This window comes from Actinacidiphila sp. bgisy145, assembly GCF_057708125.1.
In genome coordinates this window covers 1-15,856 of sequence record NZ_JBYIRL010000016.1, presented here as the reverse complement: position 1 = coordinate 15,856, position 15,856 = coordinate 1, and the positions used below count along the sequence as shown (strand labels likewise).

Below are 15,856 nucleotides of genomic sequence, written 5' to 3'. Positions count from 1 at the left end.
CTACGGCCACTTGGCCGACGCGGCGCACACCTCCCGCCGCCACACCGGCAGGCGTCGTCGGGAACCGCCGGCCGGCTGTCCGGACCCCGCCGCACCCAACCCCCGGGGGGCCCGGTACGTCCTGCGCGGCGCGCGCGGACACGAGCTGACCGGCTTGTACCCGATCGAGGCGGTCGCCGCCGACATCGAGCGCCTCACCGCCGGCCTCCGCTTCTTCTTCCTCCTCCTCGCCGCCCCGCGCTCCGGACCGCCGGACGACGCCGGTGCGCAACGCGACGTCCTCACCGACGTCTTCCGCCGGGTCATGGCCGCGCTGCTGCGCCCGGCTGCCCGCCGCTCACTCCGACCCCGCCGCTGGCGCCGACGTTCGCTCCGACCCCGCCCCCGAGCCCGCCTCCGCCTCCCGCTCCCGCGCCGGCTGCTCATACACCACGTGCCCCTGCGCCAGGCGCAGTTCGCGCCCCCGCCACCGGCCGCGCAGCCAGCGGTCGTGGCTGGCGACCACGATCGCGCCGGGGCCGGGCCCGAGCGCGGCCTCCAACTCGTCGCACAGCAGCGGCGAGAGGTGGTTGGTCGGCTCGTCCAGCAGCAGCAACTGCGGCGGGCGCGCCACCAGCAACGCCAGCGCCAGCCGCCTGCGCTGCCCGACGGACAGCTGCCCCACCGGCCGGTCCAGATCCGCCGCGTGCATCAGGCCCAGCGCGGCGAGCGGCACCTCCTGCGCCCGCCGCGCACCCAGTGCCCGCTCGTAGGTGTCCCGGGCCGTGCGGTCGGGCCGGGCGAAGGAGGTGTCCTGGGTGAGCAGCCCCACCGTCAACCCCGGGCGCGCCCGCACCTCGCCCTCGGCGGGCAGCTGCCCGGCCAGCACCGCGAGCAGCGTCGACTTGCCCGCCCCGTTGCCGCCCGTGACCAGCAGCCGGTCGGCCGCCGGCACCTCCAACGCCGCCACCGCCAGCCGCCCCGGCACCCGTACCTCGCGCAGCGCCACCGCCGGCCGCGCGTCCGGCCCGGCGGTGGCGGCCAGCGCGGCGGCCGCGAAGCGCAGCGGCCGGGGCGGCCGGGCGACCTGGGCCCGCTCCAGCTCCGCCAGCCGCCGCGCGGCGTCCCGCACCCGGCGCGAGATCTGGCTCTGCACCCGGCCGGCCCGGTGGCCGTACCCCATCTTCTCGTGGTCGCGCGGTCCGCGGTCCGGCGCGACCCGGTGCGCGGTCACCTCCGCCGAGACCCGCAGCCGCGCCAGTTCCTGCTGCTCCTCGGCGTACCGGCGCTCCCAGCGCGCCCGTTCGGCGCGGCGGCCGGCCAGGTAGGCGCTGTAGTTGCCGCCGAAGCGGACCGGGCCGGCCACCGCCGGATCGAGGTCGACCAGGTCGGTGCAGACCGCGTCGAGGAACACCCGGTCGTGGCTGGCGAGCACCACCGCGCCGGGCAGGGCGCGCAACTGCTCCTGGAGGAAGGCGGCGGCGCCGTCGTCGAGGTGGTTGGTCGGCTCGTCCAGCAGCAGCGCCGAGGGCCGCCGCACCAGCAGCGCGGCCAGCGCCAACCGCCCGCGCTGCCCGCCGGACAGCGAGCCGAGCGTGCGGTCGTGGGGGAGCGCGCCCAGGCCCAGTCCCTCCAGCACCAGGGCCGCGCGGCGGTCGGCGTCCCAGGACTCCCGGTCCTGGGCCTGCTCCAGGCGCCTGCCGTAGGCGTCCAGCAGCACCTGGTGGCGGGCGTCGCCCTCGGGGACGGCGGCCAGCTCCGCGCCGAGCCGGTCGAGCACGGCCAGGTCCTCGCGGGCCTCGCGCAGCGCGTCGTCGAGCACCGCGGCAACCGCGGTGGCGGCGTCGTACGGCATCTCCTGGTGCAGGAAGCCGAGGTCGGCGGGGCGGGTGACGCTGCCCGCGTCGGGCTCGTCCGCACCGGAGAGCAGCCGCAGCAGGGTGGACTTCCCGGTGCCGTTCTCCCCGATCAGGCCGATCCGGTGGCCGGGGGAGGCGGTCAGCGAGACGTCGTCCAGGACGCGGCGGTCGCCGAGGACGCGGACCAGGCCGTCGGCGATGAGGGCAGGATGGGGCATGGCGGGAACCGTTCCAAGTGGTCGGGGGCGGCCCGCGGGGCGTGGAGCCTCGCACGCGGGCCCGGTCGCACACCGGCGGCTCACACCTCGGGCGCGGCCGCCTCCGTCAGCGCCCCGCCGGCCAGACACAGCCACCGGTCCACCCCGATCGCGGCGAGGAACCGCTCGTCGTGGCTGACCACCAGGAAGGCGCCCTGGTAGGAGTTGAGCGCGCCCTCCAGCTGGCCGGCGCTGACCAGGTCGAGGTTGTTGGTCGGCTCGTCGAGCAGCAGCAGGTGCGGCGCGGGCTGCGCGCACAGCACGCACGCCAGGGTGGCGCGCAGCCGCTCGCCGCCGGAGAGCACACCCACCGGCAGATGGGCGCGCGCGCCGCGGAACAGGAAGCGGGCGAGCAGGTTCATCCGCTCCGCCTCGGGCCGCTCGGGGGCGAAGTCCGCGAAGTTCTCCGCCACGGTGCGGTCCACGTCCAGCAGGTCCAGCCGCTGGGAGAGGTAGGCGATCCGGCCGTCGTTGCGCCGGATCTCCCCGCTGCCGGGGGCGAGTTCGCCGGTGACCAGCCGCAGCAGGGTGGTCTTCCCGGCGCCGTTGGGCCCGACCAGTGCGATGCGCTCCGGGCCGCGGACGGTCAGGTCGACGCCGCCGGGCGCAAAGACGTCCCGCTCGCCGAGCCGGACCTGCATCGCCGTACCGAGGAAGAGGTTGCGCCCGGCCGGCACCTGGGTGTCGGGCAGTTCCAGGGTCAGGCGCTGCTCGTCGCGCAGGGCGCGGCCGGCCTCGTCGAGCCGGGCCTTCGCTTCGCCGACCCGTGAGGCGTGCAGCGTGCCGGAGCGGCCCGCCGCCTCCTGGGCGCCGCGCTTCATGGTGCCCGCGAAGATCTTGGGCAGCCCGGCGTTCTTGAGGTTCTTCGCGGCGTTGCTCGCCCGCCGCTCGGCGCGTTCGCGGGCCTGCTGCATCTCCCGCTTCTCGCGCTTGAGGTCCTGTTCGGCGTTGCGGACGTTCTTCTCGGCGACCTCCTGCTCGGCCCGCACCGCCTCCTCGTACGCGGTGAAGTCGCCGCCGTACAGGCGTAGTTCACTGCTGCCCGGTTCGGCGATGCGGTCCATGCGGTCCAGCAGGGCGCGGTCGTGGCTGACCAGCAGCAGGCAGCCGGAGAAGTCGGCGAGCACGTCGTGGAGGTGGTGGCGGGCGGGCAGGTCGAGGTTGTTGGTGGGCTCGTCGAGCAGCAGCACGTCGGGGCGCTTGAGCAGCTGGGCGGCCAGGCCCAGCGAGACGATCTGGCCGCCGCTGAGGGTGTGCAGGGTGCGGTCCAGCGCGAGGCCGGAAAGGCCCAGGCGGTCGAGCTGGGCGTGGGTGCGCTCCTCGATGTCCCAGTCGTCGCCGATGGCGGTGAAGTGCTCCTCGCTCACGTCCCCGGACTCCACGGCGTCCAGCGCGCGGATCACGTCGGCGACGCCGAGCACTTCGGCGACGGTCAGGGCGCCGGTGAGCGGCAGGGACTGCGGGAGGTAGCCCAGCGTGCCGTTGACCGTCACCGAGCCGGCGGTGGGCCGCAGCCGGCCGGCGATCAGCTTGAGCAGGGTGGACTTGCCGGCGCCGTTGGGGGCGACCAGGCCGGTGCGGCCGGCCGGGAGCGTGAAGGACAGCTCGTGGAAGACGGGGGTGTCGTCCGGCCAGGCGAAGGAGAGGTTCGAGCAGACGATGGACGCGTCGGACATGGAGGTGACCTCGACGGCTTGCGGGCAGAAGGCAGACTTCCGCCCTGGGCAGATGGGGGAGACGAGATACGACGAAGCCGGCCACCAGGAAGGCGCGCTCAGCGCGTCCGATGGCCGTCAGGTCCGGGGCTCACCCGGAGATGTCGTCCTCACCCGCCACGTTCGTGACTCCTCGACTCGTGGATCTACCTGCCGCGAAGTCTAGCAGTTTCCGGATCTCCACCGGTGGACGGCGCACCCCGCGGGGCCGCGGGGTCACATGTCCTCCGCAAAACACACGTGTGTCCACGTCCCGACGGACGCGAACTGCCCCGCGCCGATCCGTCTTTCGTCACCACTCAAAGCGGTGATACGGTCTGATCGGTCTTCGGCGAAGACGGCCCCGGGCCGCACACCCAGGTGCACACTCACTGTTTGGAGAAACCCTTGAAACGACTCCTGACCCTCCTCGCGGCCGGCGTACCCCTGGCCGCGGCGGGCGTGTACCTGCCGACGGCGTCGGCCACGCCCCGGCACAGCACCGTCCCCGCCGCGTTCAGCTGCACCGCACCGTCGGTGAAGGCCCCCTCGGGCACCAGGGTCGAGTCCGTGACCGCGGTCAGCTGGGCCGGCGGCACCGTCCAGGGCACCGGCGTCCTCGGCGGCACCGCCACGGACGTCCCCGCCTACTGCCAGGTCACAGTCACCCTCACCCACCCCGGCCAGGGCGACCACGCCACCGTGCAGACCTGGCTGCCCGCCACCGGCTGGAACGGCCGCTTCCAGGGCCTGGGCGGCAGCGCCTTCCTCGCCGGTGACAACGGCGTCGGCCTGGCCAACGCCGTCAAGAGCGGCTACGCCGCCGTCAGCACCGACGCCGGCGTCGGCGACGCCCTCGACACCAGCTGGGCGCTGAACAGCAAGGGCCAGGTCAACACCGCCCTGCTGGAGAACTTCGCCTCCCGCTCCCAGCACGAGGCGTCGGTCGTCGGCAAGGAAGTCGTCAACGGCGTCTACGGCAAGGGCCCGGCCTACTCCTACTTCACCGGCTGCTCCACCGGCGGGCGCGAGGGCTACATGGAGGCCCAGCGCTACCCGGACGACTACGACGGCATCGTGGCCGACGCGCCAGCCGTCAACTGGGACGAGTTCGAAGTCGCCACCCTGTGGCCGCAGGTCGTCATGAACAACGAGAAGACCTACCCGACCGCCTGCGAGTTCAACGCCTTCACCTCGGCCGCGGTCAAGGCCTGCGACAAGCTGGACGGCGTCCAGGACGGCCTGGTCGAGGACCCCGACCGCTGCGACTTCGACCCCCGCACGCTGATCGGCACCACCGTCGCGTGCGACGGCAAGGAGCTGACCGTCACCGCCGCCGACGCCACCGTCGTCCGCAAGATCTGGGACGGCCCGCGCACCACGTCCGGCCGGAAGCTGTGGGCCGGCACCCCGATCGGCGCCGACATCAGCGGCCTGGCCGGTGTCACCGCGCCCGACGCCGACGGCAACGTCAAGGGCGCGCCCTTCCAGGTGCCCGCCGCCTGGGTCCAGCTGTGGGTGGCGAAGGACCCCTCCCTGGACCTGTCCACCATCACCTACAGCCGGTTCACCCAGCTCTTCCGGCAGTCCGAGGCCGAGTACGACCAGGTGATCGGCACCGACGACCCCGACCTGACCGCCTTCCGCGACGCCGGCGGCAAGCTGCTGACCTGGCAGGGCGAGGCCGACCAGTACATCCCCGCGCAGGGCACCGTGCAGTACCTCCACCAGGTCCAGCAGAAGACCGGCGGCGCGGCGAAGACCGGCGACTTCTACCGCCTCTTCCTCGCACCCGGCACCAGCCACTGCGGACTCAACGGCATCGACGGCACCACCGACGGCCTCGCCGCGGTGACCGCCTGGGTCGAGCACGGCAAGGCGCCCAAGACCCTGCCCGCCACTCTCACCAACGCCGCCGGGCAGTCCGTCACCCGCAACCTGTGCACCTATCCCCAGGTCAGCCGCTACGACGGCCACAGCGACCCGGCCACCGCCGCCGGCTTCCACTGCGTCGACCCGTCCCACCGGCACTGACCGCGCAGCCGGCGACCTCCACCACCCCAGGAAGACCCCCGCCCCACCGGACGTCCCGGCCCGCGCCCCACCGGCGCGGGCCGGGACGTCTCCGCCCGCGGGCACCCGCGCCCCCCGTCAGGCGGCCTCCAGCCACGCAGTACGCCCGCCGGCGCGGCCCGCCCGCCCCAGGAGGCGGACGGGCCGGGTGACCTGAGTCAGTCCGCGGCCGGCCATGGCCGCCACCGATCCCGCCGAGGCCGACACCCTGTACGAGCGCGCCGCGACCCACCCGGCCGCCTTTCCCTTCGAACGCGCCCGCCGCCGACCCGCCCACGGCATCCGGCTGCGCCGCACCCGGGGGCCGCAAAGCAGCGCACCCGCCCGCGGTGAGGCACCGCCGCGCCCGCGTCCACCGCCCGAGGCGGCCCCGGAGCGCGAGCCGGGGCGGCGGCATCTCCTTCCCCGGCGCGACGCCGTCTCCAGCCGCGAACTGCCCGTTGTCGCCTTCGCCTTCGCGTTCGCGTTCGCCTTCGCCGTCGGCGGACCGGACCGGGCGCCGCACCTGCGGGCCGGCCCGGCGAAGGCCGTCGACGCACTCCCGCGGGGGGACCGGCGGCGGGAGTCCCAGCCGACTCCCGCCGCCGGGGCCTTCTCAGAGGTGGTCGGCGTCCACGACCGCCTGGGCGAAGACCGCGGGCGCCTCCTGCGGGAGGTTGTGCCCGATGTTCTGGATGGTGCGGTGGTCGTAGGGGCCGGTGAAGTAGTGGCGGTAGTTCGCGCCGTCGCCCGCCGGGGTGAAGGGGTCCAGCGCCGGGTCGAGGGTGATGGTCGGCACGCCGATCTTCGGCGCGGTGGCGAGCTGCTTCTCGTAGGGGGCGTAGCGGGCGCCGGTCTCCAGCAGCCCGATCCGCCAGCGGTAGTTGAACAGGACGATGGCGGCGTAGTCGGGGTTGGTGAACGCCTGCGCGGTCCGCTCGAAGGTGGCGTCGTCGAACGCCCAGTTCGGGGAGACGATCTGCCAGACCAGGCGGCACAGCGCCTTGCACTGCTCCGGGTCCTCCATGGCCTGCTTGCCCCGGTCGGTCGAGAAGTACCACTGGTACCACCAGTTGTGCTCGACGGCGGCCGCGGCCGGGGTCTTCTGCGCCTCGACGTCGGTGATGACGTAGCCGCTGGTGGACACCAGCGCCTTGACGCGCTCGGGCCACAGGGCGGCGATGATGTCGGCGGTGCGTGAGCCCCAGTCGAACCCGGCGAGGACGGCTTGGTCGATGCGCAGGGCGTCCATGAACGCCAGGACGTCCAGCGCCACCGCGGACTGCTCGGCGGTGCGGGGGGTGCGGCCGGACAGGAACGTGGTGGTGCCGTGGCCGCGCAGGTAGGGCACGAGGACCCGGTAGCCGAGAGCGGCCAGGGCCGGTGCGACGTCGACGTAGCTGTGGATGTCGTACGGCCAGCCGTGCAGCAGCACCACCACCGGGCCGTGGGAGGGGCCGAGTTCGGCGTAGCCGACGTCCAGCAGGCCCGCCTTGACCTGATGGAGCGCGGGGAAGGTGGTGTGGGTGCCGGGGGTGATCGGGGGCACGGTGGGGGCGGCGGTGTGCCCCGCGCCGTGGCCGGTACCGCCCGCGGCGTGCGCGGTGCCCGGCAGGCCCGCCAGGGTCACGGCCGCCGCGCCCGTGCCGAGCCCGAACGCCTTGCCGAAAGTACGCCTGTCGATCATGTGCGACCTCTGCGTCCCGTGAGTGCGGTGGCCGTCCGTGCGGCCGGTGTGTGGCGGGCGGCGCCGCGGGCCGCGTCAGTCAGTTGACGGTGCGTGCGGCGGCCACGCCGGAACACCTACTCTATACGTCACCAGCTTGACTGGTGACGCATGCGAATGACAGGATCGTCACCTGTCAGAGAAGTTACTTCTTGGGTGAAGGAAATCCCGCCATGGCCGTCGTCCGGTTCCACCTCGTCTCCACGCTCAGCCCGTCCGCCGTCCTCGGCGTCCTGACGGACTTCGGCCCCGACCGCCCCGCCGCGTGGCCCACCATCGACGCCGAGCACTTCGTCGTCCACGACCGCGGCGAGAACTGGGCCGAGGTCACCGAAGGCACCTCCGCGGCGTGGGAGCGGGCCCGCTACGACTGGCAGCCCGGCGGCGACACCGTCACCGTCACCACGCTCGACTCCAAGCTCTTCGGCGCCGGCGGCGGCTGGACCTTCACCCTGACCCCCGAGGGCACCGGCACCCGCGTGGACGTCGAACTCGTCCGGCGGCCGGCCACCGTCAAGGGCAGGATGCTGGCCGCGATGCTGCCGCTGGCCGCGCCCGGCAGCCTGCGCAAGTCCTTTGGGCGGCCGCTGCAAGCCGCCTGAGCGTTGCGCCGCCCGATCGCGGGGCGGCCTGGTGGTACCCGCTCCCGGCCGCCCGCCCCGGCTGCCGATCCGGTGCTCGACGGGCCCGCCGAGGCCGCCTACCGCGGCCGAATCGCGTTTCCGGGCGGGCGGCTTGACGTCGCGGACCGCGCGGGCGGCATCGAGTCCGCCGTCGTCGTCCATGCTGAACGTGCTGCGTTGGTGGCGGAGTTGCGGCACGCCGTCCGCCGCCTAGAACCGCGGGCTCCCCTCACCGCCTGCCTGCGCTCCTGTCTGCGTAGCGGCCGTCTCGTGCGCTACAGGCCCGCCGCGGGCGGACCCGGCCGCTGGAAGGTGTGAGTCGCGGCCCCCGCCCAGGTGTTCAGCACCCGGGTGTGTCCTGGAGAACACGTGTGAGTGCGGCGCGGCCCGCGGGGGCCCAGTGGGGTTTGCCGCCGGGGAGGCCGCGGTCTCCGTTCTGGCCCATGAGGAGGAGGAAGAGGCCCTTCATGGCGGCGAGCCCGCGCGCGCGTCGCATGGTGGCCTCATCGATGGGCGGGTAGGCGGCGAAGAAGTGCGGGGCGCCGCCTGGGGGCAGCAGGACCCATGCGGCCGCGAGGTCCCACGCCGGGTCGCCGGCGTGCAGGGCGCCGAAGTCGATGACGCCGGTCAGGGTGCCCTCGGCGGTCACGACGTTGGCGGGGTGGAGGTCGCCGTGCACCCACACGGGTGGTCCCTGCCACGGGGGAGCGGTGACCGCGTCGTCCCACACGGCCCGGATGCGGCCCTCGGCGTCGGCGAGGTGGCCGAGGTCCACGGCGTGCAGGAAGTTGTCGAAGCCGGCGGCGCAGTCCCTGGGGTGCGCGCCGAAGTCCGAGGCACCGGGTGCGTCGGCGGGCGCTTCGTCGTGCAGCGCGGCGAGGAAGGCGGCGAGTGTGCCGGCCGCGTGCTCGGTGCGGGTGAGGGCGCCGTGGTCGAGTGGCGTGCCCGCGACCCAGGTCATGACGGTCCAGATCTTGGCGAAGTGCTCGGTCGGCGCGCCGTCGCGTACCGGTACGGGGACCGGAAGCGGCAGGCGCGGGGCGAGGGCGGGCAGCCAGCGGCGTTCCTTGAGCTGGAGGTCGGGACCGGCGTCCATCCGCTGCACCCGGATCGCCAACTCCTCCCCGAGGCGCCACATCTGGTTGCCCCAGCCGCCGGCCACCTCCCGCAGGGGCAGCCCGGCGAGGTCCGGATGCTGCTCGCGCAGCAGCTGGCGCAGGAGGAGTTCGTCGACCTCGGTCGCGCTGTCGTTCACAGGCCCACACGTTACTGCCGCGGACAGCGGAGACGCGCCGACCCCCGCCGAATCGCGGCGGCTTGAGTCCTGCCCCCCATCGCCCTCCGCCACCGCGCCCCGGAGCCGTTGTCCGTGTCGGCCGGTGCGGTGGCGGCGTTTAGGGTGATGCGGTGTGTGCCGCGCGTGTGCGTGGTGCGGGTGGGGGCCCACGGGAGGGGACATGGCACTACGTGACCGGGTGCGCGGCATTGGCGGCGCGGTGACGAGCCGGGTGAACGGCGCGGCGGCGGGGCCCGTGCCGGGCGAGGTTCCCGGAACCGGCACCGGTTCCGACGCTGGGTCGGGCGCCGGGTCCGACCGTGCCGCCGGCGTGGAGGGCGCGGCGGGGCCTGCCGCCGGGGACGAGGCCGCTCCGCCTGCTCCCGCCCCGGCCTCCGCTTCCGCCCCGGCGCCCGTTGCCTCCGCGCGCAGTGCCGCTACCCGTGCGCTTGCCGCGGGCCGGGGGGCCGCGGGCCGTTCGCTCGCTGCCGGGCGTGCCGCGGCCGGAACCGGCAGGACGCAGGCGGTGGCGGCGGCTGCCACGGTCAGGACGCAGGCCGCCTCGACCGCGGACGCGGCTCGCGCGCAGGCCGCGGCGGGCGGTGACTGGGTGATGGACGCGGTGGCCCGCCTCGGAGCGCCGCAGGCGCCGGTCACGCAGCCGTGGGAGATCTCGCTGAGCCGGCTGCTGGGGGCGCACCCGCGGGTCCCGTCGGCTGTGGCACGGCCGCTGCGGTTGCTGGACCGGCTGGGCGCGATCCATCTCGCTCCGCAGAGCGTGGGTTTCGACGGTGAGAGCGTGCCGTGGGAGAAGGTCACCGAGATCCGGATGGTGGGCGGATACCGCCTGCTGACACGGGAGTTCATCGACACGGCGCTGGACGGCATCCGCGGCGCGCTGTGGGGTGTGCCGGGCCGCGAGTGGGTGCTCGGCCGCGCCGCGGAGGCACTGACCGGCCTGGTGATGTCCCAGGTGCAGCGCGGCGGCGGGGCCTTCGCGGAGGTGCTGGTGCCGGGCGAGATCGTCCACCGGGGCCGTTTCGGTCGGAGCCGCTCCCTGTCGGCGAGCCTCTACCCGACCGCTTTCCTGCTGGCGAGCCCCGGAGTGGTGGAGAGCTTCACCGCCACGGCCCGGGCCCGGGGCGTCACCGTCTCCGCTCCGCCCGTCGGCGAGGCGCCCCCGTTCGACCCGTCCACGCTCCCCGTCCTGACGGCGGCTGCGGTGGAAGGGGCCGCCCCTGCTGCGCGGCATCCGGCCCCGGGCCCGGCCGAGGGTGACACCTCCCCGGACCGTCCTACGGGGGCGGACGCCGGATAGCGTGCGGGAGGTGCCCGGCGGCGAGGGCGGGTGTGCCGTTCAGCCCTTGCAGGTGGGGTCGGCCATGATGACCGGTGCGGCGTCGCGGGTGGTGACGAACGCGCGGAACCCGGGTGCGCCGGCAACGCACTTGGTGGCGATGTTGGCGAACTGGTCGGGGAAGTTGGTGACGTTCGCGGGGCTGTCCTCACCGCGGTGGTTGGCCACGGGTGAGTCTCCCGTACCACGCTTTTCGCTGGCGCACCCCGCGGCGGCCGGCAGCGCGATGAGCACCAACGCGGCGGCGGCCAGGTATCTCGTCACACGTCCTTGCCTCATCTGTCCCTCGCTTCGATCGGCACGGTGGATGCAGTGAACGACATCCACCGGCCGTGTCCGGTTCCCGCCGCCGGTTGCCGGTTGCCGGTACGGCTGTGGCCTGGCGCCCTGTGCCGCGTGCGAAGCGGTTGGGCAGGCGGCGCCGCGAGCCGTCGACGGGGACCTGAAAACTCGACCGCTGGTGCGTGGTTGAAGAGCGATTGGATGTGTGACGTGGAGTAGGGTGCGGGTGGAGGTGAGCTTGTGCCCACGGAAAACGAGCTGTTCGGAGCGGTCGACGCGCTGCTGGAGCAGGTGCCTGCCGATGAGTTGCCGTCTCCGGTGGAGCGCAGGCGGCTACGCGAAGCCGCGGGCCTGAGCCAGGCCCAGGTCGCTCACGCGCTGGGCACCCGTCGTGAGGCGGTCGGTAGCTGGGAGGCGGGGCAGCGTGAGCCGCGGCCGCCGCAGCGCGCCGCCTACGCCCGGCTCCTGGAAGGTCTCGCGCAGCGTTTCCCCGCCCCGGCCCCGGGGGATCGGCCGGTGCCTGCGGCGGCGCCGGCGACACCCGCCGGACCGCCCGTCACTCCGCAGACTTCGGAGACTCCAAAGCCCCAGGAGCCCCCGGCCCCGGCCCCGGTGGCGTCGGCGTCGGCTGTGGGCGGCGTGTCGGAGCCCGTTGCCGCTCCTGCTCCCGCTCCCGCCCCTGCCCCTGCTTCTCTTCCGCCGGGCCCGGGGGATGCGCGGTTCGCGCATGGTCCGCTCGGTGTGTTGGACGGTGACGGCTCCCTGTACTGCACGGGCGGCCTGGTGCTGGAGTGCCCGGCCGCCACGGTGCCGGAGCTGGTGGCCTGGACCCTCGCCGACGCCCGACTCGGGGCAGGGCGGCTGCACCGGTCGGGAAAGGACTTCGACCCACTGATCGTGCTCACCGCGGCGGCCGCCGAACGGTTGGGGTTGCCGGACCACTTGGCGGACCGGCGGGCGATGCGGCTGCCGGAGGACCACAAGGTCGTCCGGCAGATCGCCCGGGCGAAGTGGCAGCTGACCAGGCGGGGCTTCGGGCCGTGGGCTCGGGTCTACCGCCCGGCGCTGGGGCAGCAGCGGCAGTGCGTGCAACTCGCCGTGCTGCCGTGGGGCGCGCTGGATACGCGTGCCTGGGGGAGCGCGGGCGATCTGCCGCCGGCGGAACTCGCGCGGGTGCTGTCCGTCTACGCCGCCCGCGTGCTGACTCCGCGCGGCTCCACTGCGGTGGCGGGGCTGGAGCTGATGACGGCGCTGCGGCCGCCGACGCGGGCGGTGGAGGACGGCAGTACCGGTACGTGGGTGTCCGGGCCGGTGCCCGGTTCGCTCACTGCGGCGGTCGACCCGGCGCCGCCGGAGGCGCCCGACGAACACCCCGTCGTCAGCGCGTTGTTCGCCCGTCACCATGAGCGGACCCCTGACGAGGTGCTCGACGAGGAGGCGTTCGACTGGGTCCGCGACACGGGGTTGCTCACCGACGCGGAGTGCGCGAGGCAGCACGTCGTCGGTGTCGATGTGAACACCGCGTTCCTCGCGGCCGCGAACCGTCTGGTGGTCGGGCTGAGCGGGCCGGAGCATGTGAGGGCGCCGCGGTTCGACAAGCAGGTGCCCGGGTCGTGGCTGGTGGACCTGTCCGGGATCGAGATCGACCCCCGCCTGCCCAGCCCGTTCACGCCGCACGGCCGTCGGCCGGAGGGCCCGGCCTGGTATGCCACTCCGACGGTGGCGTACGCGGCCGAGCTGATCAGCCAGTTCGGGCTGCCGGTGGAGGTGCGTCCGGTCGAGGCGTACCTACGGCGGGAGGCGGGCCCGTATCTGGACCCCTGGTACAAGCGTCTGGCCGAGGCGTACAAGGCGACGATGGCCGACCTCGGGGTGACCTCCGACTTGTCGCCGCAGCAGTTCCTGGACGCGATGGCCGGCCACAAGGCGGGTGATCCGGGCCTGGTGGCGGTGTTGTCCGCGATCAAGTCGACAGTGAAGGGCGGCATCGGGAAGCTGCGTGAACGCCCGCAGGGTGCGAGGTACCGCCCTGGTGAGCGGTGGCCGGCGCTGGAGCGTGCGACGTGGCGCCCGGACATCCGTGCCGCGGTGATCTCGGCGGCGCGGGTGAACATGCACCGCAAGCTGGTCAGGACCGCGCTCGCCACGCAGTCCGGCCCTGCCCCGAGCGGCTCCGTGGTGTTCGGTGAGGATGCGTTGCTGCCGGTGGCGGTGCTGTCGGACTGCGTCGTCTATCCCTCGTCGGGTCCTTCGCCGCTGGATGTCCTGCCCTACGACGCGGCGGGCAAGCCCGCTGCGGGCACGTTCCGGCTCGGGGTCTCGCCGGGCATGGTCAAGCACGAGGGGACGCAGCCGCTGTTCTGGGCGGTGGAGTTGATGGAGGACCAGCACAACCCCGCCCGCCACATCAAGGACGGCGACGTGTAGGTACTCAGAATCCGCGTCATGTTCTCGCGAACGACGACCTCTGAATAGCACTTATGACGCGAGGCTGAGATGCCCAGGCGGTCCGCTGCGTGCTGGTCTCCCTCTCTCCGATTTCCCCGTTCCACTACCTGTGGGCACGAAACTCGGCTTTGCTGGGAGTGGAGTAACGCCTCGTCGTTTGTAGTGGCTGGTGCGGGCTTGGTGTTGTCGTCTCCGGCGCCAGATCGACCAGTGCAAGACGTGCTCGACGGGTGTGGGCCGGCGGTTGGTGACGCGGTGGATCAGGCGTCTGATCTCGGCGAGGCTGAGGTGGATGAGCTCGTAGGATCCGATCTCGACTGGCTCCGCGACCAACGCGCTGCCGGACGCACCTGCCGCGAACTCGCAGAGGAGACCGGCTTCTCCCTCGGAATGATCAGCTACCTGGGCCGACGGCACGACCTGCCCGGCCGCCGCCCGGGGAAGAACGGGTTGGTCCCTGAATCTCAAGCCAGCAATACCCCGTTATAACGGGGATGGCTGGTCTATCCTGAGCAGGCCGCCTCGGCATCTCCAACCCACCCCGAGGCGGCCTCGCAGGGAGGCGCGATGATTCAGATCACCCTCGGCAGGCAGAAGAACGTGGACCCGAACAGCGACCCCCTCCAGCGCTCGCAGATCGGCTGGAGCGACGGGCTGACCGACCAGCAACTCCACGACATCGCCCGCGGCGTCTGGGTCATGCCCGGATCACGCGTCGAACGAGAGCGGTTCGCGGTCGTCAACGGCGGCGGGACCATCCGCCAGGCCATGGAGATCGACCAGATCGTCGACGTCCCTGGCGGGCGGCGGGCCTTCGAAGGCCGCATCCTCGGCCCCGGGCACCCCGTCCATGACCACTACGTCGGCAAGCCGGCCCCCAATGGCGCTCAGCAGAACCCCATCACCTACTTCGACTCCCCCCTGGGCAACCGCGAGTGCAACTGCGGATGCGGCAAACCCATCAGCCGCGGCGACTTCCTCCCCGGCCACGACCAGCGCGCCATCCACGAGAGAATCGCCCGCATCGGGACCGTGAAGAACTTCATCACCTGGTTCGACCAGACCTGGAAGCCCGACGAAGCCCAGCAAGGCGAAGCCGCGTGAGGAAATGCCACCGAACTGAGACGGAAGCCGCGGGACATCTGATGAGACAGCATCACAAGCAGCAGGTCACCGCGGTCCGTCATGACACTGGCGGGGCGAACCTACAGGATGCCGTGGACGGGGGCGAGTAGGCGTGGGTGACCAGCGCCGCAGCATCCGGTATCGCGAGCACCTGCGCATGCGCCTGACCGGCCCCGGCCCCGGTGTCGGCCCCGGCCTCGCCGGTTGTGGTGTCGGGGCGTACGGCGGCGCCGCTCGGGCTGCCTGTACCGTCCGGCGAGGAGCGTGACCGTGGGGGAGATCGACGACGCACTCCAGCGCGCGGCGGCGAACACCGCGACCCGCCCCATCCCGAAGACCGCGCAGGCCCGGATGCGTTTCCTGGTCAAGGTGGAGAAGGGTTCCACGGCGGCCGTCGCGGCCCGCCTGGGGACCACCCAGCGCACGGTGGAGCGCTATGTCAAGGGCACCTTGCGCCGTCCCCGCAAGGACCTGGCGGCCCGTCTGGAGCGCGAGGTGCGGCGCGAGTGGCAGCCCCGTGTCCGGCGGCGCGCGAAGAAACATGCCGCCTCCCGTGGGGGGATCGTGATCGAGACCCGCGCCCGCTTCGGCTACACCGCCGCGCCCGGCAGCACCGACGACTCCCGGATGCGCCGTATCACCCAGCACCTGCCTCCCGCCTACGCCGCCCGCCTGTTCGACGCGCAGGCCGCCGGCGCGACCGAGGAGCAGTTCCGGCGCATCGCCGCCGAAGGCCTTCAGGAGATCTACTTCAAGGACCGCGGCCGCCGCGCCGAGGGCTTGGAGGTGGAGTTCACCGACATCGACTACATCGAGCTGGACTTCTGACCTGCCCCGACCTCGACGGCGAAGTTACGGGTGTGTCTGAGCGCTTCATTTGGCCAGTGAGCGTGTGAGCTGGCCGTTTGAGTTCTCCATGTCGATGCCCCGGCTGAGCTGCTCGGCGTAGGCGTCGAGCAGCGGCCTCATCTGCTGGTAGAGAGGCACTTTGTTCTGCCGGAGCCACTGCCCGATGCTGAACCGGTCCTGACTCCATGCCATGTTGAGTTCGGGTTTGCTGCTGGATGTCCGGCGCAGCGTCCTAGCCGATCCGCAGGGGGAGGGTCTTCGGGCCGCGGGCCTGGGTGCCGCCCCAGGCCACCGTGGAGGGGTCCTGGAGGGTGAACTCGGGGATCCGT

At 73.3% G+C, this 15,856-nt stretch carries 12 protein-coding genes; 6 read left to right on the top strand and 6 right to left on the bottom strand.

What is annotated here, in order from left to right:
* Window positions 1–337 precede the first annotated feature (337 nt).
* The gene (locus AC3ERT_RS16395) at window positions 338–2,056 is read right to left on the bottom strand and encodes an ABC-F family ATP-binding cassette domain-containing protein (protein ID WP_435174979.1); all 1,719 of its coding nucleotides are present in this window, start codon (window positions 2,054–2,056) and stop codon (window positions 338–340) included.
* 80 nt (window positions 2,057–2,136) lie between these two features.
* A complete protein-coding gene (locus AC3ERT_RS16390; RefSeq protein ID WP_435174977.1) occupies window positions 2,137–3,771 on the bottom strand; it encodes an ABC-F family ATP-binding cassette domain-containing protein in 1,635 nt (544 codons plus the stop codon).
* Window positions 3,772–4,197: 426 nt separating this feature from the next.
* On the opposite strand from AC3ERT_RS16390, the gene AC3ERT_RS16385 reads away from it, so the two are divergent.
* Window positions 4,198–5,823 (top strand): tannase/feruloyl esterase family alpha/beta hydrolase, encoded by a 1,626-nt coding sequence (locus tag AC3ERT_RS16385; protein WP_435174975.1) that lies wholly within the window; start codon window positions 4,198–4,200, stop codon window positions 5,821–5,823.
* Window positions 5,824–6,457: 634 nt separating this feature from the next.
* Here the strand turns inward: AC3ERT_RS16385 and AC3ERT_RS16380 are convergent.
* The gene (locus AC3ERT_RS16380) at window positions 6,458–7,528 is read right to left on the bottom strand and encodes an alpha/beta fold hydrolase (protein WP_435174973.1); all 1,071 of its coding nucleotides are present in this window, start codon (window positions 7,526–7,528) and stop codon (window positions 6,458–6,460) included.
* A gap of 212 nt (window positions 7,529–7,740) precedes the next feature.
* Here AC3ERT_RS16380 and AC3ERT_RS16375 point away from each other — a divergent pair, with 212 nt between their 5' ends.
* Window positions 7,741–8,169 carry an SRPBCC family protein gene (locus AC3ERT_RS16375; protein WP_435174971.1) on the top strand — a complete coding sequence of 143 codons (429 nt, stop codon included), beginning with the start codon at window positions 7,741–7,743 and terminating at the stop codon, window positions 8,167–8,169.
* A gap of 361 nt (window positions 8,170–8,530) precedes the next feature.
* Here AC3ERT_RS16375 and AC3ERT_RS16370 read toward each other — a convergent pair whose 3' ends face one another.
* Complete coding sequence (locus tag AC3ERT_RS16370) at window positions 8,531–9,445, bottom strand: phosphotransferase (protein WP_435174969.1); 915 nt, start codon at window positions 9,443–9,445, stop codon at window positions 8,531–8,533.
* Window positions 9,446–9,992: 547 nt separating this feature from the next.
* Between AC3ERT_RS16370 and AC3ERT_RS16365 the strand changes: the two genes are divergently transcribed.
* Window positions 9,993–10,784, top strand: coding sequence for a hypothetical protein (locus tag AC3ERT_RS16365; RefSeq protein ID WP_435174966.1), 792 nt, complete (start codon window positions 9,993–9,995; stop codon window positions 10,782–10,784).
* Window positions 10,785–10,823: 39 nt separating this feature from the next.
* On the opposite strand, the gene AC3ERT_RS16360 is transcribed toward AC3ERT_RS16365, so the two are convergent.
* Window positions 10,824–11,087 (bottom strand): hypothetical protein, encoded by a 264-nt coding sequence (locus AC3ERT_RS16360; protein WP_335979330.1) that lies wholly within the window; start codon window positions 11,085–11,087, stop codon window positions 10,824–10,826.
* Between the two features lie 258 nt (window positions 11,088–11,345).
* Here AC3ERT_RS16360 and tap point away from each other — a divergent pair, with 258 nt between their 5' ends.
* The 3 genes from tap to tpg all read left to right on the top strand — a co-directional run bounded on the left by tap (window position 11,346) and on the right by tpg (window position 15,506).
* Window positions 11,346–13,532, top strand: coding sequence for a telomere-associated protein Tap (tap, locus tag AC3ERT_RS16355; RefSeq protein WP_435174963.1), 2,187 nt, complete (start codon window positions 11,346–11,348; stop codon window positions 13,530–13,532).
* 588 nt (window positions 13,533–14,120) lie between these two features.
* On the top strand, window positions 14,121–14,657 hold the full coding sequence (locus AC3ERT_RS16350; RefSeq protein ID WP_435174960.1) for a hypothetical protein: 537 nt from the start codon (window positions 14,121–14,123) through the stop codon (window positions 14,655–14,657).
* A 291-nt stretch (window positions 14,658–14,948) separates the two neighbouring features.
* Complete coding sequence (gene tpg, locus AC3ERT_RS16345; protein WP_435137923.1) at window positions 14,949–15,506, top strand: telomere-protecting terminal protein Tpg; 558 nt, start codon at window positions 14,949–14,951, stop codon at window positions 15,504–15,506.
* A 45-nt stretch (window positions 15,507–15,551) separates the two neighbouring features.
* On the opposite strand, the gene AC3ERT_RS16340 is transcribed toward tpg, so the two are convergent.
* Entirely contained in the window at window positions 15,552–15,719 is a 168-nt protein-coding gene (locus AC3ERT_RS16340) for a hypothetical protein (protein WP_335979337.1), read from the bottom strand.
* Window positions 15,720–15,856: the final 137 nt, after the last annotated feature.

Bases quoted from the DNA above. Each gene is read 5' to 3' on its own strand.
- AC3ERT_RS16340 (WP_335979337.1), bottom strand. From the start codon at position 15,719: ATGGCATGGAGTCAGGACCGGTTCAGCATCGGGCAGTGGCTCCGGCAG.
- AC3ERT_RS16395 (WP_435174979.1), bottom strand. From the start codon at position 2,056: ATGCCCCATCCTGCCCTCATCGCCGACGGCCTGGTCCGCGTCCTCGGC.
- AC3ERT_RS16380 (WP_435174973.1), bottom strand. From the start codon at position 7,528: ATGATCGACAGGCGTACTTTCGGCAAGGCGTTCGGGCTCGGCACGGGC.
- AC3ERT_RS16390 (WP_435174977.1), bottom strand. From the start codon at position 3,771: ATGTCCGACGCGTCCATCGTCTGCTCGAACCTCTCCTTCGCCTGGCCG.
- AC3ERT_RS16375 (WP_435174971.1), top strand. From the start codon at position 7,741: ATGGCCGTCGTCCGGTTCCACCTCGTCTCCACGCTCAGCCCGTCCGCC.
- AC3ERT_RS16350 (WP_435174960.1), top strand. From the start codon at position 14,121: ATGATTCAGATCACCCTCGGCAGGCAGAAGAACGTGGACCCGAACAGC.